The 26,020-nt window shown below is 64.4% G+C and carries 15 protein-coding genes; 4 read left to right on the top strand and 11 right to left on the bottom strand.

Annotated elements, in window-relative coordinates:
* Genes treZ through AC1DW2_RS05765 form a run of 5 tightly spaced genes read right to left on the bottom strand, consistent with a single transcriptional unit; the run spans position 1 to position 11,221 of the window.
* The gene (gene treZ, locus AC1DW2_RS05785; RefSeq protein ID WP_477005407.1) at positions 1–1,755 is read right to left on the bottom strand and encodes a malto-oligosyltrehalose trehalohydrolase; all 1,755 of its coding nucleotides are present in this window, start codon (positions 1,753–1,755) and stop codon (positions 1–3) included.
* On the bottom strand, positions 1,752–3,830 hold the full coding sequence (gene glgX, locus AC1DW2_RS05780) for a glycogen debranching protein GlgX (protein WP_166344014.1): 2,079 nt from the start codon (positions 3,828–3,830) through the stop codon (positions 1,752–1,754). The genes treZ and glgX overlap by 4 nt, the downstream gene beginning before the upstream one ends.
* Positions 3,831–3,833: 3 nt before the next feature.
* The gene (gene glgB, locus AC1DW2_RS05775) at positions 3,834–5,981 is read right to left on the bottom strand and encodes a 1,4-alpha-glucan branching protein GlgB (protein WP_477005406.1); all 2,148 of its coding nucleotides are present in this window, start codon (positions 5,979–5,981) and stop codon (positions 3,834–3,836) included.
* Complete coding sequence (treS, locus tag AC1DW2_RS05770; RefSeq protein ID WP_477005405.1) at positions 5,974–9,264, bottom strand: maltose alpha-D-glucosyltransferase; 3,291 nt, start codon at positions 9,262–9,264, stop codon at positions 5,974–5,976. Before treS ends, glgB begins: the two co-directional genes overlap by 8 nt.
* Before the next feature lie 10 nt (positions 9,265–9,274).
* On the bottom strand, positions 9,275–11,221 hold the full coding sequence (locus AC1DW2_RS05765; protein ID WP_477005404.1) for a maltotransferase domain-containing protein: 1,947 nt from the start codon (positions 11,219–11,221) through the stop codon (positions 9,275–9,277).
* A 204-nt stretch (positions 11,222–11,425) separates the two neighbouring features.
* On the opposite strand from AC1DW2_RS05765, the gene malQ reads away from it, so the two are divergent.
* Both malQ and AC1DW2_RS05755 read left to right on the top strand, forming a co-directional pair.
* Positions 11,426–13,387 carry a 4-alpha-glucanotransferase gene (gene malQ, locus AC1DW2_RS05760; protein ID WP_477005403.1) on the top strand — a complete coding sequence of 654 codons (1,962 nt, stop codon included), beginning with the start codon at positions 11,426–11,428 and terminating at the stop codon, positions 13,385–13,387.
* A gap of 30 nt (positions 13,388–13,417) precedes the next feature.
* Positions 13,418–15,220, top strand: coding sequence for a glycoside hydrolase family 15 protein (locus AC1DW2_RS05755; RefSeq protein WP_477005402.1), 1,803 nt, complete (start codon positions 13,418–13,420; stop codon positions 15,218–15,220).
* Between the two features lie 56 nt (positions 15,221–15,276).
* Here the strand turns inward: AC1DW2_RS05755 and AC1DW2_RS05750 are convergent, their stop codons facing one another.
* From AC1DW2_RS05750 to AC1DW2_RS05725, 6 genes are read right to left on the bottom strand one after another with little or no spacing between them, the layout of a single operon-like run.
* Positions 15,277–16,089: an HAD family hydrolase gene (locus tag AC1DW2_RS05750; RefSeq protein WP_477005401.1), complete on the bottom strand. Its 813-nt coding sequence runs from the start codon at positions 16,087–16,089 to the stop codon at positions 15,277–15,279.
* Positions 16,090–16,114: 25 nt separating this feature from the next.
* Positions 16,115–16,645, bottom strand: coding sequence for a gluconokinase (locus AC1DW2_RS05745; protein ID WP_071910141.1), 531 nt, complete (start codon positions 16,643–16,645; stop codon positions 16,115–16,117).
* Positions 16,632–17,381 (bottom strand): 6-phosphogluconolactonase, encoded by a 750-nt coding sequence (pgl, locus tag AC1DW2_RS05740; RefSeq protein WP_477005454.1) that lies wholly within the window; start codon positions 17,379–17,381, stop codon positions 16,632–16,634. Before pgl ends, AC1DW2_RS05745 begins: the two co-directional genes overlap by 14 nt.
* A complete protein-coding gene (gene zwf / locus AC1DW2_RS05735) occupies positions 17,381–18,892 on the bottom strand; it encodes a glucose-6-phosphate dehydrogenase (RefSeq protein WP_477005400.1) in 1,512 nt (503 codons plus the stop codon). Before zwf ends, pgl begins: the two co-directional genes overlap by 1 nt.
* Before the next feature lie 40 nt (positions 18,893–18,932).
* Complete coding sequence (gene gnd / locus AC1DW2_RS05730; RefSeq protein ID WP_476077742.1) at positions 18,933–19,931, bottom strand: phosphogluconate dehydrogenase (NAD(+)-dependent, decarboxylating); 999 nt, start codon at positions 19,929–19,931, stop codon at positions 18,933–18,935.
* 12 nt (positions 19,932–19,943) lie between these two features.
* Positions 19,944–22,793 carry a bifunctional transaldolase/phosoglucose isomerase gene (locus tag AC1DW2_RS05725; RefSeq protein WP_477005399.1) on the bottom strand — a complete coding sequence of 950 codons (2,850 nt, stop codon included), beginning with the start codon at positions 22,791–22,793 and terminating at the stop codon, positions 19,944–19,946.
* Positions 22,794–23,094: 301 nt separating this feature from the next.
* On the opposite strand from AC1DW2_RS05725, the gene AC1DW2_RS05720 reads away from it, so the two are divergent.
* Both AC1DW2_RS05720 and AC1DW2_RS05715 read left to right on the top strand, forming a co-directional pair.
* Positions 23,095–23,757 (top strand): STM3941 family protein, encoded by a 663-nt coding sequence (locus tag AC1DW2_RS05720; protein ID WP_166343992.1) that lies wholly within the window; start codon positions 23,095–23,097, stop codon positions 23,755–23,757.
* A gap of 299 nt (positions 23,758–24,056) precedes the next feature.
* Positions 24,057–26,000: a PrkA family serine protein kinase gene (locus AC1DW2_RS05715; protein WP_063981411.1), complete on the top strand. Its 1,944-nt coding sequence runs from the start codon at positions 24,057–24,059 to the stop codon at positions 25,998–26,000.
* The last annotated feature ends 20 nt before the right edge of the window (positions 26,001–26,020 follow it).

Raw genomic sequence — 26,020 nt, 5'->3', positions numbered from 1 at the left:
CTAACCTCCGAGATGCCAGATCACCGACCAGGGTGGGAGCCGATCGCCGCTGACAGAGCCCCAGATCGGCGCGCCTGTCGCGTCGCTGGGATGTGCGATGTCCTTGTCCGAGAGATTGGCGGTCAGGCGCAGCTTCGCGCCGTCGCCCATGCGCCAATGCGCGGTGAGCAGGCCGCTATCGGCCGTCCCGGCATCGCCGAACCTCGCACCCTTCAGCCGCGGTGCGATCTCCTTGTGACGGAGCGCGAGCAGCTCCCGCACCAGCGCGAGCCGCGCATCCTGCTCCGGCGTGTGGCCGGTCCAATCCAGCACGGCCGATTGCAGCGTTTTGGGATCGAGCGGATCGGGGACCTCGTCGCCGTATTTCTCGTAGGCCCAGGCATATTCCTGCTTGCGACCCTTGCGCACGGCGTCGGCAAGGCCACCCTGGAAATCGCAGAAGAACGGGAAGGGCACCGTGGAGCCCCATTCCTCGCCCTGAAACAGCATCGGCACCATCGGTGCGAGCAGGGTCACCGCGAGCGCGGCTTCGATCTGTCGCGGCGATGCCAGGCTCTCGAGCCGCTCACCCAGCGGGCGATTGCCGATCTGGTCGTGGTTTTGCAGGAAGTTGACGAAGGTCGCCGGCGGCAGCTCGCCGCTCGCCTCGCCGCGCGGCTTCTTGCCCCAGAACTCCGAGATCTCGCCCTGGTAGACGAAGCCCGACGCGAGCGCGCGCGCAAGATCCATGCGCGGCGTCTGGTAGTCGGCGTAATAGCCCGCGAGCTCGCCGGTCAGCATCACGTGCCAGACGTGGTGATAATCGTCGTTCCACTGCCCGCGATATTTGCCGTTGGGCGGATCCTGCGCGGCATCGAGCAGGCTGGCGCGGTTGTCGCCGTTCTCCAGCACGAGATGGATGTGCCGTCCGGTGGCCTTGGCAAGCTCGCCGGCGGCGACGCTGAGATCCTGCAACATCGACTGCTCGCCCGGGATCGCCATGATGTGATTGGCGGCATCCAGTCTCAGGCCGTCGAAGCGGTAGTCGGTGAGCCAGGACAGCGCGTTCTCGACTGCGAAGGCCCGGACCTGCGGCACGCGATAATCGATCGCGCTGCCCCATGGCGTATGCGCATCGGTGAAGAAGGCCGGCGCATAGCGGCCGAGATAATTCCCCTCGGGGCCGAAATGATTGTAGACGACGTCGAGAAACACCATCAGCCCGCGCAGATGCGCCTCGTCGATCAGTGTCTTCAGGTCCTCGGGCCGGCCATAGGCGCTGTCGGGCGCGTACCAGAGCACACCGTCATAGCCCCAGCCGCGGCGGCCGGCGAAATCGGCTAGCGGCATCAATTCCAGCGCAGTGATCCCGGTCGCAACGAGATGATCGAGCTTGTCGATCATGGCGCGGTAGGTGCCCTCAGGCGTGAAGGTGCCGACATGGGTCTCGATCAGCACCGTCTCTTCCCAGGGACGTCCGCGCCAATCGCGCGCGCGCCACGCGAAGGCATCATGATCGACGACTTCGCTCGGGCCAAAAACGTCCTCCGGCTGGAAGGCCGATGCGGGATCGGGCACGTCGATCTCGTCGTCGATCCTGAACTGGTAGGGACTGCCGACGGGCAGGTCGGCAATCTCGGCGACATACCAGCCATCCTGCCGGCGTTGCATCGCGTGCCTTCTGTCGAGCAGGAGATCGACTCGGCGAGCACCGGGCGCCCACAGCCGGAACGACACGCCGTCCTTGGTCGGCCTCGCCCCGAAGGATGGTCTCATAGCGCCCCCGCGAAGGCGAGCACGGAGCGCGGCGGCGCCTTGCTGTCGCTTCCGGGCTGCAGATCAACACTGTTCGGCCTGGCATCGGTGGTGTTCAGGATCTGCTGCCAGCTTTTGTATTCGGCCATTTTGGGCAATTTGAATGCGATCTCTTCGGGGGCGGCGTTCAGTACGATAAAGATCGCGGCGCTCCCCGGTTCCATCGGCCCCATCACATAGGAGAGGAACCGCCCTTCCGGAAATTTCCAGTCGTTCTCCGTCATCTCGTCGCCGGCGGGCGTCAACCACAGCGCGCCGTAGGAGACGCCGTCCTTGGGCCGGCCGTCGAGCCAGCGATGGCTGCGAAGCTGCGAGAAGCGGCGGCGGATCTCCGCGAGCCCGGCGACGAAATCGACCATGTCGTCGCCATCCTTGCCGAGATTGTCCCAGCCGACCCAGCCGACCTCGTTGTCCTGGCAATAGGCGTTGTTGTTGCCGGACTGCGAATTGCCGACCTCGTCGCCTGCCAGGATCAGCGGAACGCCCTGCGCCAGCATCAGGCAGGCCAGCACGTTCTTGCGAAGCTGCCGCCGCAGCCCGAGAATCCCGGGATCGTCGGTCGGACCCTCGACACCGCAATTGTTGCTGTGGTTGTCGCTGGAGCCGTCGCGATTGTCCTCGCCATTGGCCTCGTTGTGCTTCTCGTTGTAGCTGAAGAGGTCGGCGAGCGTGAAGCCGTCATGCACCGTGATGTGGTTGATGCCGGCGCGCGGCCGCCGTCCGTCATGGTTGAACAGGTCGGATGAGGCCGTCATGCGGCTCGAGATGTCGCCGATCAGGCTGCCTTCGCCGCTCCAGTAGCGGCGCATGGCGCTGCGATACCGATCGTTCCACTCCGACCATTGGGAAGGGAATGCGCCGACCTGGTAGCCGCCGAGCCCGAGGTCCCAGGGTTCGGCGACGAGCTTCACCGCCGCCAGCACCGGGTCCTGCCGGATCGCCGTCAGGAACGAGCTGCCGCGATCATAACCGTTCGGTCCGCGCGCGAGCGTGGTGGCGAGGTCGAAGCGGAAGCCGTCGACATGGCAGACCTCGACCCAGTAGCGCAGCGAATCCATCACCATCTGGAGCACGCGCGGATGGGTGAGGTTCACCGACGAGCCGCAGCCGGTGAAGTCGTCGTAATAGCGCGGGTTCTCGCGGTTCAGCCAGTAATAGGAGGCATTGTCGATGCCGCGGTAGCACAGGGTCGGACCGAGGTGATTGCCTTCGGCGGTGTGGTTGTAGACGACGTCGAGCATCACCTCGATGCCGGCATCGTGCAGGCGCGCGACCGTGGTGCGGAAGGAATCGAGCGCATTGTCCTGGGCGTAGCGCGGTTCGGGCGCGAAGAAGGACAGCGTGTTGTAGCCCCAGTAGTTGACGAGCTTCTTCTCGACCAGAATGCGGTCGTCGATGAAGCTGTGGATCGGAAGCAGCTCGACGGTGGTGACGCCGAGCGTTTTCAAATGCTCGATCATCGCCGGCGACGACAGGCCGCCATAGGTGCCGCGCAAATTCGGCGGCACGTCGTCGCGCTTCTGCGTCAGGCCCTTGACGTGGGCCTCGTAGATGATGGTGTCTTCCCAGGGGATGTTGGGCCGGATCTCGCGACGGCCCCAGTTGAAGGTCTCGTCGACGACGACCGCCTTGGGCATGCCGCGCGCGTTGTCGCGCCGGTCGAAGGAGAGGTCCTCGCGCGGCGAACCGGTGCGATAGGCGAAATGGGCATCGCTCCAGACCAGCCGCCCGGCGAGCCGTTTGGCGTAGGGGTCGAGCAGCAGCTTGTTGGCGTTGAAGCGGTGGCCGTGCTCGGGCTCGTAGGGGCCGTGCACGCGATAGCCGTAGAGCTGGCCCGGCGAGATGTCGTTGAGATAGCCGTGCCAGACGTCCTCGGTCCGCTCGGGCAGCTCGACACGCTCGAGTTCGCGCCTTCCTTGCGTGTCGAACAGGCACAGCTCGACTTTCTGCGCATTGGCGGAGAACAACGCGAAATTGGTGCCGCGTCCGTCCCAGCTTGCGCCGAGGCGTGCGGGCGATCCAGCGGTCAGGCGCATCGGTCAGCTTTCCGGAACGAGGAAGATCGCGGCGAGCGGCGGAACGGTGAGGCGAAGCTCGGGCGCCTTGCCGCCAGCGGCATGAACCTCGCCGATGTTTCCGACATCGGTGCCGCCGTAATGGGCGGAGTCCGAATTGAACACTTCTTTCCACTTGCCGGCAAAGGGCACGGGGACGCGATAGTTGCGATAGACGTTGGGTGAGAAGTTGATGATCACGAGACACCGTGCGTGCTCGTCGAATCCCTTGCGCAGCCAGGCGAACACGTTGCGGTTGGCGTCATCCGTGATCAGCCATTCGAAGCCGGCCGGTTCGCAATCCATCTGGTGCAGCGCCGGCACCGCGCGATAGAGCCGGTTGAGGTCGCGGATCAACGCCTGGATGCCGGAATGGTACTTGTATTCGAGCAGGTGCCAGTCGAGCGACTGGTCGTGATTCCATTCGCGGCTTTGCGCGATCTCCGCGCCCATGAACAGCAACTTCTTGCCGGGATGGCCGAACATGAAGCTGTAATAGGCGCGCAAATTCGCAAAGCGCTGCCATTCGTCGCCGGGCATGCGGCCGAGGATAGAACGTTTGCCGTGCACGACCTCGTCATGTGACAGCGGCAGGATGAAGTTCTCCGAGAAAGCGTAGTGCAGGCCGAACAGGATATCGCCGTGATGATGCTTGCGGTGGATCGGATCCTTGCTGATGTAGTTCAGCGTGTCGTGCATCCAGCCCATGTTCCACTTGTAGCCGAAGCCGAGCCCGCCGAATTCGACCGGGCGCGAGACCTGCGGCCACGCGGTGGATTCCTCGGCCGCCGTGGTGGCCTGCGGGAAGCGCGCGAACAATTCGGTGTTGAAGCGGCGCAGGAACGCGACCGCCTCGATGTTCTCGCGGCCGCCATACTGGTTGGGAATCCAGGCACCCGGCGGGCGGCTGTAGTCGAGATAGAGCATGGAGGCGACCGCATCGACGCGCAGGCCGTCGATCGCGTAACGCTCGAGCCAGAACAGCGCGTTCGACACCAGGAAGTTCGTCACTTCGGTGCGGCCGTAATTGTAGATCAGCGTGCCCCAGTCGAGGTGGCGGCCCTGGAGGGGATTGGCATGCTCGTAGAGCGAGGTGCCGTCAAAGCTGCCGAGCCCGTGCGGATCGTCAGGGAAATGGCCGGGCACCCAGTCGAGCAGCACGCCGACGCCCTCGCGATGGCAGGCATCGACCAGCGCGGCGAAATCCTCAGGCCCGCCGAAGCGGCTGGTTGGCGCATAGAGGCCGGTCGGCTGATAGCCCCAGGAGCCGTCGAACGGATGCTCGCTGACGGGCAGGAATTCGAGATGGGTAAAGCCCATGTCGCGGGCATAGGCCGGTAGCTGCTCGGCCAGTTCGCGATAGGTGAGCCATTCGTTGCCGTTCTTGCGCCGCCAGGAGCCGAGATGGACCTCGTAGATCGACATCGGCGCCGAGAGCGCGTTGATGCCATCCGGCGCCGGGCGCGGGCGTGCGAGATGTGCCTCGTCGAACACGATGGAAGCCGTCTTCGGCCGCACCTCGCTCGCAAAGGCCATGGGATCGGACTTCAGCGGCACCTGATGGCCGTGCGGCCCGATGATATCGAACTTGTAGTGGTCGCCGGCCTTGGCGTGCGGGATGAACAGCTCCCAATAACCGGCACCGCGGACCCGCATCGGATGGCGCCGCGCGTCCCAGAAATTGAAATCGCCGACCACGGATACGCGCCGCGCATTCGGCGCCAGCACGACGAAGCCGATGCCGTCGATGCCTTCGAGCCGCATCGGATGCGCGCCGAGCTTGTCGTAGAGGCGCTGATGGGTGCCTTCGCCGAGCAGATAGAGATCGAAATCGGTCAGGATCGGCGGGAAGCGATAGGCGTCCTCGAACTCGACGATGTTGTCGCCGAACCTGGCGCGGAGCTGATAGCGCTTCGAGCCGTTCGGCAGGGCGCCGATGAACAGGCCCGAAGCGTGGACGCGATCGAGCTTCGCCACCTCGCCATGTTCGCCCACCGCCTCGACATTGGTGGCCTCGGGGAGGAACGCGCGCACCACGCTCTTGCCGCCCTCGGGATGCAACCCGAGATAATGGAAGGGGTCGGAGTGGCGGCCCTCGATGATCGCGTAGGCCTCGGCTGGCAGTTTAGGCATGGGCTTCGCTCTCATTGGACAGAATGCGAAGCAGTCCGGTCAGCGGCGCGCGGAGCCCCTCAGGCCGGTGGGACAGCTCGTACTCTACTTCGTCGAAGGCTTGATCAAGCAGGAAAAACCTTAACAGGCCGTCCGCGGATTGCCGATCTTCCGGCCACAGCCGGCGATCGGTCATGGCTTCGCGGTAAGCGTTAAGGAATGTCGCGGCGGCGCGTTCGCGCCATTCGCCGAGTGCGGTCGTGAGCCGGTCCTGCTCGTCGGATGCGCCCGTCAGCGCGCGGCCGAGCGCTGTGTTAACCGAAAGCTCAATCGAGCGGATCAGGCCGGCGACGTCGCGTGCGGCCGGTGCCTTGCGCCGCTTGTCGGCCAGCGGCAGACGCGGATCGCCGTCGAAGTCGATGATGAAGATATCGTCCTTCACGATCAGAATTTGCCCGAGGCGGAAGTCGCCATGATGACGGATGTTCAACCCGCCGATGTCGGATGGCAAGAGTGCATAGAGGTGGTCGGGCAGGGTCGTGCGCACCGCGACGAGCTGGTCGATCAGAGGCCGGTCGGCCTCGCGCAGGCCGTCGCGGCTGTCGGCCAGCCGTTCGAAGATCCGCTCGGCCCGTGCCTTGAGCCCGGATGCCCAGCGCTCGACGTGTGCGGAGCCGATCGGCTCCGGCGCGAGATCATCGGGCTTTGCGGCGGCGAGAGCCACATGCAGCTCGGCGAGCCGCCGGCCGATCTGCGCCATGAAGTGCAGATAAGGCGCCTGCTCCTGGGTCTCTCGGGGCGCTTCGCTCATCGGCGCCAACCGCTGCTCGTCGATATAGCGGTCGAGATAACCCGTGGTGACGGCCCAGCCGTCGCCCTGGTTCTCGACGTAGGCGTGCAGCACGCCGACCGCGCTGCTTCTGTCGCCTTCGACCAGTTCGACGCTGCCGAGCAGCGCCGGCGTATTGGCGAAGTGCGCGACGTCGGTGAGGTAGGAGCCAATCTCGATCTCGGGATTGATGCCGCCTTCGAGCTGGCGATAGATCTTGGCGACGTACTGGTTGTCGACCAGCGCCGTGCTGTTCGACTGCTCGATGGCGCGGATGCGTTCGGGCTCCTTGATGATGTAATCGGCGAACCGGCCGGTCGCCTTGAACTCCAGACGCAGATTGTTCTCTTCCACCACCAGGTTCTGCGACAGATTGCGCAGGAACAGGCCGATGAAGATCTGCTCGGTCGCAACGTCGAGCAAGGTACCTTCGCGCGCGCCCTGACGTACGGCGGCGAGCGCCTTCGGGTTGAAGCGTTCGCGGTCGAAGCGCACCCATTCGATCTGCATCGGCAGCACGTAGCGCGCCGTGGCATCCTGTTGCGGGGTTTCGAAGACCGCGATCCAGGGCCTGTTGTCGCCGATGTCGCAGAACGGCACCGCCGAGGTCAGCGTCGGCTTGATCTGCTTGGGATCTTGCTCGGGATACCAGCGCGTGCGCGACAGGAAGCCTGGCAGCACCTCATGCTCGAACACGCCGCGCTCGCGCGCCAGCGACACCCAGGTCGAATTGACCGGCACCACCAGCGTCTCGAACTCAGGCACCGCGCGCGGCGTCACCGGCTCGGACTTGTTGCGCTCGGTGAGCTGGAACCAGTAGAAGCCGTAAGGCCCCAGCGTGATCATGTAGGGCACTTCGCCGATCGGCGGAAAACGCGTGCGTCCGAGCATCTCCTGCGGAATGCGGTCCTTCCACGGCGACAGGTCGAGCTCGGTCGCCTGGGCTGCGCGCGAGAGGTTGGCGACGCACAGGATCACCTCGTCGTTGTACTGCCGGACATAGGCCAGCACGGCGCGGTTGGCCGGGCGGATGAAGGTCATGGTGCCGCGGCCGAAGGCGAGGGTCGATTTGCGCACCGAGATCAGGCGCTTGGTGGCGCTGAGCAGCGAGGACAGGCTGCGCGACTGCGCCTCCACGTTCACCGACTCGTAGCCGTAGACGGGGTCCATGATCAGTGGCGCGTAGAGACGGGCGGGATCGCAGCGGGAGAAGCCGCCATTGCGATCCGGGCTCCACTGCATCGGGGTGCGCACGCCGTTGCGGTCGCCGAGATAGATGTTGTCGCCCATGCCGATCTCGTCGCCGTAATAGATGATCGGCGTGCCGGGAAAGGACAGCAGCAGCGAGTTCATCAGCTCGATCTTGCGGCGGTCATTGTCCATCAGCGGCGCCAGCCGCCGGCGGATGCCGACATTGATGCGGGCGCGGGGATCGTTGGCGTAGGTGGTCCAGAGATAGTCGCGCTCGACGTCGGTGACCATCTCCAGCGTCAGCTCGTCATGGTTGCGCAGGAACAGCGCCCATTGGCAGCTTGCGGGAATGTCCGGCGTCTGGCGCAAGATGTCGGTGATCGGAAAGCGGTCTTCCTGCGCGATCGCCATGTAGATGCGTGGCATCAGCGGGAAGTGGTAGGCCATGTGGCACTCGTCGCCGCGGCCGAAATATTCCTGCACGTCCTCCGGCCATTGATTGGCCTCGGCCAGTAGCAGCTTGCCCTTGGAGTAGGAGTCCAGCTCCTGACGCAGGCGCTTGATGATGGCATGCGTCTCGGGGAGGTTCTCGTTGTTGGTGCCGTCGCGTTCGCAGAGATAGGGAATGGCGTCGAGGCGGAATCCGTCGACGCCGGCATCCAGCCAGCGCTTCATCACCTGGATCAGGGCGCTGACCACGCGCGGATTGTCGAAATTGAGGTCCGGCTGGTGCGAGAAGAAGCGGTGCCAGTAGAACGCCCCGGCCTCGTGGTCCCAGGTCCAGTTCGACTTCTCGGTGTCAGTGAAGATGATCCGCGTGCCCTGGTATTTCTGGTCGGTGTCGCTCCAGACATACCAGTTGCGGGCGCTCGAGCCCGGATGGCTGCGGCGCGCGCGCTTGAACCATTTGTGCTGGTCGGAGGTGTGATTGACGACGAGCTCGGTGATGACGCGCAGGCCGCGCTTCTGCGCTTCCTGGATGAAGCGCTTGAAGTCCTTCATCGTCCCGAAATCGGGATTGACCGAGCCGTAGTCGGCGATGTCGTAGCCGTCGTCGCGTCCTGGCGATGGATAGAACGGCAGCAGCCACAGCGCGGTGACGCCGAGCTCCTGGAGATAGGGCAGCTTCTCGGTCAGTCCGGCGAAATCGCCGATGCCGTCATGGTTGCTGTCGGCAAACGCCTTGACGTGGAGCTGGTAAATAATGGCGTCCTTGTACCAGAGTTCATCCACGATCTCGGCTGCCTCGGCTTTTTGGGGGTCGACGGAAGACAAAACATTCATGGCGTGATCCTTACGCCAGGCAGCGGAACAGCAGCGCCGGGTCGCGGTCGGGATCGATATATAATCTGATCCCGCCCCATTCGATGCGGGACAGTTCGCCTGTGATGAGATTTTCGAGTGCGGTGACGTGGCGGCGTGCGCCGCCGGCGTCGATGGTGAGGTCGCCGAGCGGCAACCAGACTTCGCGGACATGGTGCGAGAGGGCGATGACCGCGACGACGGCGTTGGCCGGATCGGCCGCTTCCTTGGCAAAGGCGATCGTCTCGCCGTCCTCGACGCCGAGGAAGCGCAAATTCTCCATTTGTTGAAGTGCGGCGTTATCGTTGCGGATGCGATTGAGCGCGGCGATGTAGGTCTTGATGTTGCCGGGCCGGTCCCAGTCGCGCGGCTTGATCTGGTACTTCTCGGAATCGAGATATTCTTCGCGGCCGGGAATCGCGTCATGCTCCAGCAGCTCGAACCCGCTGTAGATGCCGTAACTGCCGGACAGCGTCGCGGCCAGCGCGACCCGCGACTTGAACGCCCAGGGCTCGCCGCCCTGGAGATGATAGGGCAGCAGGTCGGGCGTGCTCACGAACAGGTTCGCCCGATAGAAATCGCGCTCGGGATAGCGCGTCAGCTCGCCCAGATATTGCTCCAGCTCCCATTTCGCCGTGCGCCAGGGGAAATAGCTGAAGGACTGTGCAAAGCCGAGCTTGGCGAGGCCCTGCATCAGCTTCGGCCGCGCAAAGGTCTTGGAGAACAGGATCACCTCGGGATGGCGGCGGCGGATGTCGCTGATCAGCCACTCCCAGAACGGCAGCGGCGCGGTGTCGTGATTGTCGATGGCGAAGATGGTGACGCCGTGGTCGATCCAGAACAGCATGGCATCGCGAAACGCGTTCCACAGCCCGGCCCTGTCGACGGAGGCGAAATCGGGGATGACGATGTCCGAATAGGGATCATTCGCCGTCCGCACCGAGCGGTCCGGCCGCCATTTGAACCATTCCGGATGCTGCCTCAGCCAGGGATGGTCCGGCGAGCATTGCACGGCGAAGTCGAGCGCGAGCTCGAGGCCGTATTCGAGACAGGTCGCGACCAGCGCGCGGAAATCCTCGATCGTGCCGAGCTCGGGATGCAGTGCATCGTGCCCGCCCTCGGTCGTGCCGATCGCATAGGGCGAGCCGGGATCGCCTTCGGTCGCCACCGGCGCATTGTTGCGGCCCTTGCGGCGAGTGCGGCCAATGGGGTGGATGGGCGTGAAGTAGAGCACGTCAAAGCCCATCGCGGCGATGTCGGGCACGCGCGCGATACAGTCACGCAGCGTGCCGTGCCGGCCGGGATTCTGGCTTTGGCTGCGCGGCATCATCTGATACCAGGCGCCGAAGCGCGCTTTGTCGCGGTCGACGATCAGCGGCAAGTTCTGCGAGCGGGTCAGGTCGGGCCGCGACTGGCTCTCGGCCATGGCCGCGCCGAGATCGGCTGCAAGCAGCGAGCCGACATCGCCGGTCTGAAGATAATCCTCGCATTGCTTGACGATGACCGCCGCGGCGTCCTGCCGGGCGCCATGTGCCTTGGTCAGGAGGCCGGCGCCCTCGATGGCATCGAGGCTGACGTCCGCACCGGCGCGCCGCTTGCGCTCGACCCCGTGCGACCAGGTCGCGAATTCGTCGGTCCACGCTTCGATCGCATAGACATATTGACCGGGCTCGACGGGGGTGAACGCGCCGGACCAGCGGTCATTGCCGTGATGGATCATCGGCTCGCTCCACCATTCCCGGTCCTGCTCTCCTCGCCAGATCAGTGCGGCACCGATCACCGCGTCGCCGTCGCGATAGATGTCCGCCCAGACGTCGACCCGTTCGCCCGCAATCCGCTTCACGGCGAAACGGCCGCTGTCGATCGAGGGATAGATATCTTCGATGAGGAAAGCGCCGCCGGCTGCGGCACTCTCGACAGTTTGAATTGTCTTGTTCACGGTGATGCCATTGACAAGAAAGCAGGAGCCCGTTTCCCTTGTCGGGAACCTACGCTTGATACCAATATAGAAAGCCGCTTGTGTGTCATTGGTTCCCTTGGGAACGGCAGGCGCGGTCTGCGAGTTAGCCCTGACTAACCTCTTCCACGACCTCGTTAAATTCCCTGCCCCCGGCCGGATGACGGCCAGCAAGCTGCGTGCCGAATGGATCTTTTAGCTCAAGCCCGGATCAAGGGCGTTCAGTCCGAATTCGTCGATGCCCTCGGAAAGCTGCGGGTCACCGATCCCGTGGCCCTCAAATCCATCCTCGAGGCCCTGCCGGAGAAGCGGGTTTACCGCTTCGTCGGCGGGCCCGTGGTGGTGCGCGCCCTGGGACATCCGCGCACCGAATTGACGACAATCGGCGCGCCGCCGCTGCAATGGACATTGCGCGCAAACGGCAATGTGATCGCGCAAGGCGAGACCCACGAGCCCGTGATCGCCTGGCCCGCCGGCCTTCCGCTCGGTTATCACCGGTTGACGCTGACCGATGCCGAGGGTGTTGCGGAAGAGGTGCCGATGATCGTGGCGCCCGAACGCGCCTTCGGCGGCGATTTCGCCCGTGGCTGGCTGCTCGCCGTGCAGCTCTACAGCGTCCGCTCGGACCGCAATTGGGGCATTGGCGATTTCACCGACCTCGCCGATCTCGTTCGGCTCGCCAGGCAGCTCGGCGCCGATGGCGTCGGGCTCAATCCGCTGCATGTCCTGTTCGACAACCACCCCGCCGATTGCAGCCCCTATTCGCCGAACAGCCGGCTGTTTCTCAACCCGCTCTATATCGACGTCGAGGCGATCCCGGAATTTTCCGCCGACCTCGTCCCCGACGCGGCCGCGACCGCCGCGCGGCTGCGCGAAGGCGATCGTGTGCCCTATGCGGACATGGCGGCGCTGAAATGGCTCGGCCTGCGCGCCGCCTACAACAGTTTCGTGACGGGCGCGAGCGAGGCGCGCCGCAAGGAATTCGACGCCTTCCGCGCGGACCGCGCGCCGCTATTGTCCCGCTTTGCCTGCTTCGAGGTGCTGCGGCATCGCTTCTCCGGGCCTTGGTGGGAGTGGCCGCAAGAGTGGCAGCAGCCGGATGAAGCCAAATGCGCCGAGCTCCGCAACGGTCCCGACAAGCGCGAGGTCGAGTTCGTCGAATTCGTGCAATGGACGGCCGATAGCCAATTGCAGGCCGCCAAGGAATTGGCCGGCCAGCTCGGCATGCGCGTCGGGCTCTATCTCGACGTCGCCGTCGGCGTGCAGTCCAACGGCTTCGACGCCTGGAACGAGCAGATGGCGATTTCGCGCCATCTCGCCGTCGGCGCGCCGCCCGACGTGCTCAACACCGTCGGACAGGATTGGGGCCTTGCCGGCTTCAATGCCGGTGGTCTGGAGGCGCAATCCTTCGTGCCGTTCGCCGACATGCTGGCCGCCTCGATGCGCCATGCCGGCGCGATCCGGCTCGATCACGTGCTGGGGTTGAAGCGGCTGTATCTGGTGCCGCGCGGCTTCAAGCCGGACAACGGCGCCTATGTTCAGATGCCGTTCGAGGCGCTGCTCGGCGCCGTGGTGCGCGAGAGCGCGGCGCACAAATGCATCGTGATCGGCGAGGACCTCGGCACCGTGCCGGAAGGTTTCCGCGAGACCATGCAGGATTTCGGCATCTGGTCCTACCTCGTCATGATGTTCGAGCGCGACGATGCCGGCCGCTTCCGCAATGCCGACCATTACCGGCCCAATGCGCTGGTCACGCTGAACACGCATGATCTGTGCACCTATGCCGGCTGGCGCTCCTTCAGCGATCTCAAGATGAAGCGCTCGCTCGGGCTCGATCCCGGCGAGAACGACCAGGCGCGCTGGGATGCGCTCGGCAGGCTCGACGAGATCCTGCGCCAGAACGGCATCAACGCCAACGATCTCTATTCGGTGCTCGCGTTCCTGTCGCGGACGCCGTCGCGTCTTCTGGCGGTGTCGCTGGAGGATCTGCTCGGCGTGATTGACCAGCCCAACATTCCCGGTACGATCGACGAGCATCCGAACTGGCGCCAGCGCCTGCCGGTGGCGCTCGACAAGATCGCCGCGAAGGTCGATGTTACGGCCTTGAAGGCGGCGACGCGGGAACGCTCGTTGACCGGCGGGAGTTGAAACGGCGGATTTTCCGGGGCTCGTAACACATTGGCTCAGAGGATCGAGGACTATGCGCTGATCGGCGATTGCGAGACCGCAGCGCTGGTCGGGCGCGACGGCTCGATCGACTGGCTGTGCTGGCCGGCCTTCGATTCAGATGCCTGCTTTGCCGCGATCCTCGGCACGCACAAGAACGGCCGCTGGCTGATCGCGCCGGGCGAAGACACGACCTCCATCTCGCGCCGCTATCTCGGCAACACCCTCATCCTAGAAACGCGCTTCGAGACCAGGAGCGGCACCGTTGCGCTGATCGACTTCATGCCGCCGCGCGGCAAGGCCTCCGACATCGTGCGGCTGGTCCGCGGCCTCACGGGCACGGTGAAGATGCGGATGGAGCTTGTCATCCGCTTCGGCTTCGGCGTCGACATTCCCTGGGTGCGACGCATCGACCATTCGCTGCTGGCGATCGCCGGCCAGGACATGACGGTGCTGCGCACCCCGGTGGAGACCCGCGGCGAGGATCTCACCACGGTCTCCGACTTCGACGTGAAGGCGGGTGAGACCGTGCCGTTCGTGCTGACCTACGGCCCCTCGCATCTCGATCCGCCCGCGCCGATCGATCCGGAGATCGCCTTCCAGGAGACCGAGAAATTCTGGAACGAATGGTGCAGCCGCTGCACCCGCGACGGCGAATATCACGATCTGATCGTACGCTCGCTGATCACGCTGAAGGCGCTGACCTTCGCCCCCACCGGCGGCATCGTCGCGGCGCCCACCACCTCGTTGCCGGAAAAGCTCGGCGGCGCCAGGAACTGGGATTACCGCTTCTGCTGGCTGCGCGATGCGACCTTCACGCTGCTGGCGCTGATGAACTCGGGTTACACCGAGGAAGCGTTGGCCTGGCACAATTGGCTGCTGCGCGCGGCGGCAGGCTCGCCGGCGGACATGCAGATCATGTACGGCATCTGGGGCCAGCGGCGTCTGCTGGAATGGGAAGCGGGCTGGCTCGACGGTTATGAGGGCGCCCAACCGGTGCGCGTCGGCAATGCCGCGCATGCGCAGCTCCAGCTCGACGTCTACGGCGAACTGATCGACGCCTTCCACCAGTCGCGCATGGCGAAGCTGAAGCTCGACGACGAGACGACCTGGGCGCTGGAATGCGTCGTACTCAACCATCTCGCCGAGGTCTGGGACCATCCCGACAACGGCATCTGGGAGCTGCGTGGACAGCCGAAGCACTACGTGTTCTCCAAGGTCATGACCTGGGTCGCCTTCGACCGCGGCATCAAGAGCGCCGAGACCTTTGGCTTCAAGGCGCCGCTGCTGCATTGGCGTGCCCTGCGCGAAGCCATTCATCGCGATGTCTGCAACAAGGGATTTGACGCGGAGGAGAATGCCTTTGTCGACTTCTATGGTTCAAAGCTGCTCGATGCCAGCGTGCTGCTGCTGCCGGCCGTCGGCTTCCTGCCGCCATCGGACCCGCGCATTCGGGGCACCATCGCCGCCGTCGAGAAACACATGATGCGCGACGGTTTTGTGCTGCGCCACGATCCCCGCGAAGTGTCCGAGGAGACGCAGCCGATCGAGGGCGCGTTCCTGGCGTGCAGCCTGTGGCTGGCCGATGCGCATGTGCTGGCGGGTGATCTCGACAAGGCGCAAGCCTTGCTCGATCGCGTGGTCGGCATCGCGAACGATGTCGGCCTCCTGGCTGAAGAATATGATTCAGGCGCCCGGCGCCAGACCGGCAATTTCCCGCAGGCCTTGACCCACATCGCGCTGATCAATACCGCGCACAATCTCTCGGCCGCGAGGCAGGAGAGCGAGAAGCCGGCGGTTCAGCGGTCGAAGTAAGGGGGGAGGGAGCGCACCTCCGTCGCGGCGCCAGTCGAGTCTCATCTCATCAGATCTCAGCCCACCCCGTTCCGCTTCAAAATCACCTCCATCGCCTCCGCAAAGCCGTCCTGCTCGTTGGTCGCGGTGACGTGGGTGGCCTGGTCCTTGACGCTGTCGGTGGCATTGCCCATGGCGATCGAGGTGCCGCTGACGCGGAACATCGCAAGGTCGTTCTGCATGTCGCCGATGGTGGCGACCGCGTCGGTGGAAATCCCAAGGCGCTTGGCCATGGCCTGCACGAAGGTGCCCTTGTCGAAGCCGGGCGGCGTGATGTCGAGATAATAGGTCTGCGAGCGCACCGCGGTGGCCGCGCTGCCCAGCGCTTCCTGCATCGCCTTCTCGCAGCGCTCAAGGCCGGCCGCATCGGCGCTGGCGCCGACGATCTTGCAGGCGTTCGCAAGGTACGGCGAGAAATCCGTCACGATGGTGGGATCGGAGCGGATCGTGTGCTGCTCGTGCGCGACGTATTTACCATCAGGGTTGTCGATCAGCCATTTGTCGGTGGTGAAGAGCCAGATGTCGGCGCCGAACTCCCGGAGGATCTGCAAGGACCGTTCGGCGGCGCTCGCCGGGATCAGGTGCTGCTCGACCGGATGCATCTCGGGATCGACGATCGAGGAGCCGTTGAACGGACCGATCGGCAGCCAGAGCGCCAGCGGCTCGACCAGGAACCGCATGCCGATCGCGGGGCGGCTGGAGGTGATGGTGAAGCCGATGCCGGCCTTGTGCAGCCGCTGCACCGCGGACCGCGCGCGCTCCGTCAGCGTCTTGTCCTTGGTCAGCAGCGTGCCGTCGACGTCGGAGACGACCAGTGAGATTTTCGTCATGGCAGGACCTCAGGGTTTGTCGGCCTCAGCGTTTCGCCCCGCTCAGCTTCAATTGCCGTACCACGCCGTCCACGATCGCCTCGACGGATTCGTCGATCGAGACGGTGACGACGTGCTCGCCGGCCTCGGGCGGCTCCAGCGTCGTGAATTGGCTCGTCAGCAGTCCGGGCGGCATGAAATGGCCCTTGCGTTGCGCGAGGCGGGCGGCGATCAGCTCCTTGGTGCCCCTCAGGAAGACGAAGCGGACGTCGTCGCGTCCGCGCAGCAGCACGTCGCGATAGGTGTGCTTCAGCGCCGAGCAGGCGATGATCACGTGCTCGCCCTTGTCGCAAACCCGCGCGATCTCGTCGGCGATGGCGTTGAGCCAGGGCCAGCGGTCCTCGTCGGTGAGGGGATGGCCCGCCCGCATCTTCTCGACATTGCTGGCGGGGTGAAAGCTGTCGCCGTCCTCGAAACGCCAGCCGAGCCGCTGCCCGAGCGCCTCCGCAACCGTACTCTTGCCTGAACCCGACACGCCCATCACGATCAACGCACAAGGTGCTTCAACGCCCGCCACGAATTCCCTCCGGAAGCGCGGCCTGGTCGACCAGCCAGACGGTCTCACCATTCGAGCGCGCGCGTACAGCCGGCAGAGTCTCGCCATTGAGCAGGCGCGTCAAGATCGGCTGCTTGTCGTGCCCGGCAATCTCGAACAGCATTTCGCGGCAGGAGGCCAAGGCGGGCAGGGTCAGCGACACCCGCGGCACGAACGGCGCGACATTGGCCTTGGGGACGCCGACCACCCAGCGCGTGGTCTCCTCGATCGCGGGGTAGCCGGGGAAGAGCGAGGCGGTGTGGCCGTCCGGGCCCGCGCCCATCAGGACCATGTCGAACAGCGGCCGTGCCGGATCGAGGTTTTTGGCGCCGTAGAAGGACTGAAGCTCGCGCGCATAGGCGTCGGCACCCGCTTCGGGGCTTTCAGCCGTGGTGGGGATCGGGTGAATATGCCCGGACGGCGCATTGCGGTCGAGAAAGGTCGCGCGCGCGACTGCCATGTTGTTGAGGGGATCGCTCGAAGGCACGAAACGCTCGTCACCGATGAACCAGTGCACGCGGTCCCACGGGACCTTGCCGCGATAAGCGTCGCTGCCGAGCAATTGATAGAGCTTCTTCGGGCTGGAGCCACCCGTGAGGCAGATCGCGATCCGCCCGGGATTGGCTGATATCCGCGCCATCACCCGTTCGGCTGCGGCCTGCGCCAACGCCTCGGCGTCGGCCTCGACGATCAGCTTCGGCTGGTCGGCCGCTTCCATCACGTAAACTTCCGCCAGCTTCGCCCGTCGCGCCGGAGCAGCTCATCGGCGCAGGCGGGGCCGTCGCTGCCGGCGGAGTAGGTCTCGATGCCGTTGGTGCCTTCACTTTTCCAGGCGTCCAGGAACGGCTGCACCGCCTGCCATCCGGCCTCGATGCCGTCCGCGCGCTGGAACAGGATGTTGTCGCCGATCATGCAGTCGTAGATCAGCGTCTCGTAGCCGGTCGAGGGATCGGCGCGGAAATAGTCGCCGTACTTGAACTTCATCTCGACGCCGTCGATGGTGATGCTCGGCCCCGGGATCTTGGCGTTGAACTGCAGCTCGATGGTTTCGGTCGGCGCGATGCCGATGGTGAGGAAGTTCTGCGACAGGCGGTCGACATCCGTGCCTGAGAACATCGACAGCGGCGCCTGCTTGAACTTGATCGCCACTTCCGTGCGCTTGTGGCCGAGCGCCTTGCCGGTGCGCAAATAGAACGGCACGCCGGCCCAGCGCCAATTGTCGATCATCAGCTTCAGCGCGACGAAGGTCTCGGTGCTGCTGCCGGGCTTGACGTCCTCGGTCTTGCGATAGTCCGTGATCGCGTCGTCGCCGATGCGGCCGGCGAGATATTGCGCGCGCACCGAATTCTTCAGCGCCTCTTCCCGGGTCGGCTGCTGGATCGACGTCAGCACGTCGGCCTTTTCGGAGCGCACGGAATGCGCATCGAACCGCGCCGGCGGCTCCATCGCGACCAGCGACATCAGCTGGAACAGATGGTTCGGCACCATGTCGCGCAGTGCGCCGGTGGCATCGTAGAAGCCGCCGCGATGGCCGACGCCGAGCTTCTCCTCCACGGTGATCTGGATGTGATCGATATGGTTGCGATTCCAGATCGGCTCGAACATGCCGTTGGCAAAGCGCAGCACCAGGATGTTCTGCACCGTCTCCTTGCCGAGATAATGATCGATCCGGTAGATCTGGTGCTCGTCCATGATCTTCAAGAGCTCGGCATTCAGCGCCTTGGCTGACGCGAGATCGGTGCCGAACGGCTTTTCGATTACGAGCCGACGCCAGGCGCCGTTCTCCTTCATCATGCCGGTGCGGCCGAGCTCGCGCGCAGTCGGCGCGAACGCGGCGGGCGGCGTTGCCAGATAGAACAGTCGGTTGCCGCCGGTGTCCTGCGCGCATTCCAGCGAATCCAGATGCTCGCGCAAGCGGTCGAAGGACGGGGGATCCTTCGGATCGGCCTCGACGAAGGTCACGCATTCCAGCAGCTTCCGGGCGATGTCGTCGTCCACGGGACGGGTTGCGAACTGGCGCAGCCCCTTCAACAGGCTGTCGCGCAGCTCGTCATCCGACTGGCGGTTGCGGGCCACACCGACGACGCAGAACTTCTCCGGCAACAGGTGCTCGGCGGCCAGATTGTAGAGCGACGGCATCACCAGCCGATGGGTGAGGTCACCGGTCGCGCCAAAGATGACGAAGGCGCAATTTTCGGGCTTGCGCTTGGCCTGCGGGTCTTTTGTCACGAATGATCGGCCTTCGCTCTGTTACTTGTTACTTCGGCTCTTATTTGGGTTTCGAAGCGCCCGGCTGCTTCGGCTCCTTGTGGCCGCCGAAACCCGCGCGCATTGCGGAGAGAATTTTTTCGGCGAAGGTGTGTTCCTTGCGTGAACGGAAACGTGTGTAGAGGGCCGCGGTCAAAACTTCGGCCGGCACGGCCTCGTCGATCGCGGCATTCACAGTCCAGCGGCCTTCGCCGGAATCCTCGACGAAGCCGGAATATTCCGCAAGGGCAGGGCTGTCGGCGAGCGCCGTCGAGGTGAGGTCGAGCAGCCAGGACGGGATCACGCTGCCGCGCCGCCACACCTCGGCGATGTCGGCAAGGTCGAAATCGTAGCGATGATCAGCCGGCAAGGCCTCGATGTTGGCATTCTTGAGGATGTCGAAACCTTCGGCATAGGCTTGCATCAGGCCGTATTCGATGCCGTTGTGGATCATCTTGACGAAATGGCCGGCGCCCACGGGGCCTGCATGGATGTAGCCCTGCTCGATGCGGGGATCGCGCCCCTCACGTCCTTCCGTGCGCGGAATGTCGCCGGCGCCGGGCGCAAGCGCGGCGAAGATCGGATCGAGCCGGTCGACCACCTGCTTCTCGCCGCCGATCATCATGCAATAGCCGCGGTCGAGACCCCAGACTCCGCCGGAGGTGCCGACGTCGACATAGTGGATGCCGCGCTCCTTGAGCGCCTTGCCGCGCCGGACGTCGTCCTGCCAGAACGTGTTGCCGCCGTCGATGATGACGTCGCCTTCCTGCATCACGCCCGCGATGGTGTCGATCGTGGTCTCGGTGATGTGGCCGGCCGGCAGCATCACCCAGGCCGTGCGCGGCCGCTCGAGTTTCGAGATGAATTCTTCGAGCGTCGTTGAGCCCACAGCGCCGTCTGCGGCGAGACCCGCGACGGCCTTGGCGTCCTTGTCGTAGACCACGGTCGTATGACCGTGGCGCATCAGGCGGCGAACGATGTTGCCGCCCATCCGGCCGAGGCCGATCATGCCGAGTTGCATCGAGAGATTCCCTTAGTTCAGCGCATCGTTAAGCGCCGCGTTGAGCGCCGCGAGACCTTTCTTGAGCCCGCCCTTGAGGTGGACCCTGAGCGCGCGCCGGCCGCGCTCGGTGAGCACGTCGAAGTCGCCGCGCGCCTGCGCGGCCTTGATCACGCCGAAGTTCGCCTTCTGGCCCGGCACCGACAAGTCCTTGGCATCGTCGGCCGTGATCTGGAGAAACACGCCGCTGTCGGGCCCGCCCTTGTAGGCCTGCCCGGTCGAATGCAGGAAGCGCGGTCCGAACTCGGCGCAAGTCGCGACGTGACGCTTCTCGCGCACTTCGAGACGCATCGTCTGGAGTGCGTCGATCGTCGCCTTGTCGCGCGCGATGTAGCCGAGCAGGGCGACATAGTCGCCATGACCCGAGCGGGAGAGATGCGCTCTCAGCCACGAGGTGAGGTCGCCGTTGGCGCCGGCGGCGCGCAGCGCCGTGGCGTTGGCCTCGTCGGTGTAGAGATCGGCCTCGTCGGTGCTGACCACCGGCTGTTCGGCCGGCAATGCACCGGTCTTCTCGAACGACGCGGTGAGCTCGCGGGTCTTGATCTTGGCCGCTTCCACGTCCGGCTGGTCGAACGGGTTGATGCCGAGGATGCTGCCCGCGACCGCCGTCGCCATCTCGAAGCGGAAGAACTCCTGACCGAGATGGTCGATCGATTTCATCACGATGCGCACGACGGGATGGCCGGCGGCTTCGACCGCGGCGAGCTTGGAGTCATGCGCGGCGTCCGCTTCGCCTTCGGTGCGAATGTCGATGAAGAAGCGGTCGTTGCCGTAGAGCGCGGGCTCGCCGAGCGGTTCGCCGGCGATCGGGATCAGGCCCTTGCCTTCCTTGCCGGTCGATTCCGCGATCAGCTGTTCGGCCCAGGCGCCGAAATCGGCGATCTTCTTCGACGACAGGATCGTCACCTTGTCGCGCCCTTCGAGGCCGGCGAGGCCCATGGCAAGGCCGAGCTGGACGCCCGGGTTCTCACCTGGCGGCACGTCGGGTCCGCAGGAGCGGGCCATGGAGAGCGCGTGCTTGATCAGCGTCTTGACGTCGATGCCCGCGGTCGCCGCCGGCACCAGGCCGAACGGCGAAAGCACCGAATAGCGGCCGCCGATCGAGGGTTCCCCATGGAAGATGCGGGCGTAGTTGAGGCTCTTCGCCGCCTTCTCCAGCGACGAGCCGGGATCGGTCACCGCGATGAAGCGATGGCCGGTCTTCACTTTCGGCCCGACCGCCTGTGCGACGCGTTCGTGGAAATAATCCTTCATCGCGTTCGGCTCGGTGGTCCCGCCGGATTTGCTGGACACGATGAACACGGTGTTGGCGATGTCGATCCTGGCCTCCATGGCCCGGACCTGTGCCGGATCGGTGGAATCCAGCACGTGCAATTTCGGGAAGCCGGACTTCCGCGCAAAAGTCTCGGCCAGCACCTCGGGGCCAAGGCTTGATCCGCCCATGCCGAGCACGACGGCATCGGAGAACTTTTGGCCCTTCACGCGGCTCGCATAGTCCTCATAGTCGGCGACGTCGGCCTTCGCCGCGCTGTCGAGCCAGCCGAGCCATTTGTCCTCGTCGGTGCCGGTCCAGACCGATTTGTCGCGCTGCCACAGCCTGCGGATCTTTGCCGAGGCGCGCCATTCCTCGGTGCTCTTGGCCACCGCCTTGCCGAGGCCGTCGCCGAGCGAGAGAAGCTGGTGGTCGATCGCGGGCCCGAGCACGGTCGCCCGCTTGTGGGCGACGGCGCCATAGAGCTTGTCAGCGGCATCGGCGAACTGCTTGACGCCGTCCTTGACGAGTTCCTCGGTGATCGCCTCGAGCGAGACGCCGGAGCGCTCCAGTTCTTCCAGCACGCGGCGGGCGTCGTCGACGTTCTCTTCAAGGCTGTCGCGCGGCTTGCCGTGGTCGCGGAACGCATCGAGCGTCGCCGGCGGCACGGTATTGATGGTGTCGGGACCGATCAGCTCCTCGACATAGAGGACGTCGCTGTAGTCCTTGTTCTTGGTGCCGGTGGAGGCCCACAGCATCCGCTGCGGCTTGGCGCCCTTGGCAGCCAGCTTGTCCCAGCGCGGGCCGGAAAACAGGCGCTTGTAATCCTGGTAGGCGACCTTGGCGTTGGCGATCGCGACCTTGCCCTTCAGCGCGGCGAGCCGCTCCTTCTCGGATGGATCGTTGGCGCGGGCGATCCTCTCGTCGAGCTGCTTGTCGACGACCGAGTCGATGCGGCTGACGAAGAAGCTCGCGACGCTCGCCACGTGCGACGGGTCGCCGCCGCCGGCGACGTATTTTTCCAGACCGGCGAGGTAGGCCTCGGCGACCTGGAGGTAGACGTCCCTGGCGAACAACAGCGTGATGTTGATGCTGATGCCGTCGCCGATCAGCGTCTCGATCGCCGGCAGGCCCTCCGGCGTCGCCGGCACCTTCACCATCAGGTTCTTGCGGTCGACATCCTTCCAGAGCCGCCGCGCCTCGGCGACCGTGCCGGCGGTGTCCATCGCCAGATAGGGCGAAACTTCCAGGCTGACATAGCCGTCGCCGGCCCTCAGGCGGTCATAGACCGGGCGGAGCACGTCCGCGGCGTTCTGGATGTCCTCGATCGCGACGGCCTCGAACAGGTCGGCCACGGTCCGGTCGCCGCGCTTCAGCGCCTTGCCGATCGGGGCGTCATACTCGTCCGAACTGCCGATCGCCTTCTCGAAGATCGATGGGTTGGAGGTGACGCCCTTGACGCCGTCGGTGTCGATCAGCCGCTTCAGGTCGCCCTTGGCGATGAAGCCACGGGCCAGGAAGTCCAGCCAGACGGCTTGTCCGTGCTTTTCCAGTTCTTTGACGGGATTCATGATGTTTATTTATCTCCAAGCCTGCGGCGAGGGGTTTCCGCACCGGTCCTGACGCGCTATCCTCTAACCTACATGCTCCCGGGAGGGAACCAATCAAGGGGATAGGCGTCTACCCTCCAGTGTAACTCCGTCGCGATCATGGCGATCCAGGCGGAAGTAGCCGTGTTGCGTAAAAAGTCGTCGGCCGGAGCAATGGCCAAGGGCTCGTTACCAACGTAGCCGCTTCGTCTCGTCAGCCCAGTCTGCGTGGAGTGTCATCAGCGGATTACGGTCCGCCTGATAGATCGTCGCTCGGCCGCGAATGGCCATGCTGGGGAAAAGCATGCACGCACATCATGACCGCCTGACGCTCGCTGTTGCCGACAGCCCGCAATCGGTCGCGCCGGCCGCATGCATCGATGCGACCCACGATCTCGAAATCAGCCCGTGTACGACCCAGCTGCGGCTGCTGGTCGCGGCGGGCTTCGCGATGACCCTGTTCAGTGCGACCCTTGCCTTCGACTGGTGGGACGGTCTGGGCGACTACGATACGACGGTCGGCTATGCCGGCGTCGTGCTGTTCGGCCTGGTGACCGGCCGGCTGATCTGGCTGCTGCCCGCCGAGCGGGGACCGGTGGTGATCGTCACCCCCTATGGCATCCGCGACCTCCGCATCGGCAACGAATTTCTGCTGTGGGACTCGATTGCGGAGGTTTCGACTGAGGAAGGCCGCGGCCACAAGGCGATCGTGCTGACGCTGACGCCGGCCTTGCAGCGGCAGCTCTGCACCATGAGCACCTTGGCGCACCGTGCGGAGAACGAACGGCAGAATGAACGGATTGTCATCCGCTCCGAGGGTTTGGCGACCGATTTTGATACACTGCTGCGCGCTTGCCGCGATTGTCATGCTGCGAGCGCTGCGCGCACCGCATTGCAGCAGGAAGATGAACGCGGCACGCAAGGCTTCGCCGTACAAGCGTCATAAGATTGCCGCTCGCAGATCGCTCCATGTTGCAGTGCCGGATGGGCTCATCCCCGGTAATGCCCGGATGTTGCGACCAAGTGACATTTTCTGGAAATGAGCGAAGATAGATACAGATTCGCACAAATTACAGGCATGTGCCTGTTCGTAACTCAATGAGTGCCTACGTTGTGCGTTGCGTCGTGTCGGCACCCGGGTGTCCAATGATCGTCATGTGCTCACGCTGATTCGAAATGGCCTGAGGAACGGTCCGGTAACTGCTTTCGTTTCAGCTTGTGGCGGAACTCACGCGGAGAGGGATCATGTATAACGATTCTCTATTCAACGCTTTCGCTAAGTCGTTCGAGGCGAGAAGCCAACACGACATGTCGATGGCGGAATATCTGGAATCGTGTCGAAGCGATCCCATGAAATACGCGAACGCGGCCGAGCGACTGCTAGCAGCGATCGGTGAGCCTCAGACGATTGACACGGCCAAGGACCCACGCCTTGGCCGTATTTTTTTGAACCGCACCATCCGGACCTATCCGGCCTTCGCCGGCTTCTACGGCATGGAAGAAACCATCGAGCGCATCGTCGGTTTCTTCCGCCACGCGGCGCAGGGGCTCGAAGAGCGCAAGCAGATCCTCTATCTGCTCGGCCCGGTCGGCGGCGGCAAATCCTCGCTCGCCGAGCGGCTCAAGTCGCTGATGGAAGTGCAGCCGATCTACGTGCTCAAAGCCGGCGATGAATTGAGCCCGGTGTTTGAAAGCCCGCTCAGCCTGTTCGATCCCGATCATCTCGGACCGATGCTGGAAGAGAAGTACGGCATTCCGCGCCGTCGCCTCACCGGCCTGATGAGCCCGTGGTGCTACAAGCGGCTGGAAGCCTTCGGCGGTGACATTTCTCAGTTCAGAGTCGCAAAAATCCAGCCGTCGCGGCTGCGCCAGATCGCGGTCTCCAAGACCGAGCCTGGTGACGAGAACAACCAGGACATCTCGTCGCTGGTCGGCAAGGTCGATATCCGCAAGCTCGAGACCTACGCGCAGAACGATCCCGACGCCTACAGCTATTCGGGCGGCCTCAATCGCGCCAACCAGGGCATCCTTGAATTCGTCGAGATGTTCAAGGCGCCGATCAAGATGCTGCACCCGCTGCTCACCGCAACGCAGGAGGGCAACTACATCGGCACCGAGAATATCGGCGCGATCCCCTTCACCGGCGTGATCCTCGCGCACTCGAACGAAGCCGAGTGGTCGAGCTTCAAGGCCAACAAGAACAACGAGGCCTTCATCGACCGCATCTGCGTGATCAAGGTGCCGTACTGCCTCCGGGCCACCGAAGAGCAGAAGATCTACGAAAAGCTGATCCAGGGCTCGGAGCTGGCGGCCGCGCCGTGCGCACCCTCGACCCTGGAGACGTTGGCGCGGTTCTCGGTGATGTCGCGCCTGCGCAAGCACGAGAACTCCACGCTGTTCGGCAAGATGCGGGTCTATGACGGCGAGAGCCTGAAGGAATCCGATCCGAAGGCACGGAGCGTCCAGGAATATCGCGATGCCGCCGGCGTCGACGAGGGCATGGACGGCGTCTCCACCCGTTTCGCCTTCAAGATACTGGCTGCGACCTTCAACCACGATCCGCAGGAAGTCGCCGCCGACGCCGTGCATCTGATGTACGCGCTGGAGCAGTCGATCCGCCGCGAGCAGCTCCCGGAGGAAGTCGAGAAGCGCTATCTCGAATTCATCAAGGCGGACCTGGCGCCGCGCTACGCCGAGTTCATCGGCAACGAGATCCAGAAGGCCTATCTCGAATCCTACTCGGATTACGGCCAGAATCTGTTCGACCGCTACGTCGACTACGCCGATGCCTGGATCGAGGATCAGGACTTCAAGGATGCCGACACCGGCCAGCTGCTCGATCGCGAGCTTTTGAACCAGGAACTGACCAAAATTGAGAAGCCGGCGGGCATCGCCAACCCGAAGGACTTCCGCAACGAGGTGGTCAAATTCTCGTTACGGTCGCGGGCCCAGAACGGAGGCAAGAATCCGACCTGGATTTCCTACGAGAAGATTCGCGACGTGATCGAAAAGCGGATATTCTCGCAGGTCGAGGACCTGCTTCCGGTCATCTCCTTCGGGTCGAAGAAGGACGGCGAGACGGAGAAGAAGCACGGCGAGTTCGTCGCACGCATGGTGGAGCGCGGCTACACCGAGCGTCAGGTTCGCCGGCTCGTCGAATGGTACATGCGTGTGAAGCAGGCCGGTTGAGGCGGATGGAGCGGATGGAA

It is taken from the genome of Bradyrhizobium sp. P3_C3 (assembly GCF_056402655.1).
The sequence above is the reverse complement of the archived record's forward strand: the minus strand, read 5'-3'. Positions and strand labels throughout refer to the sequence as shown.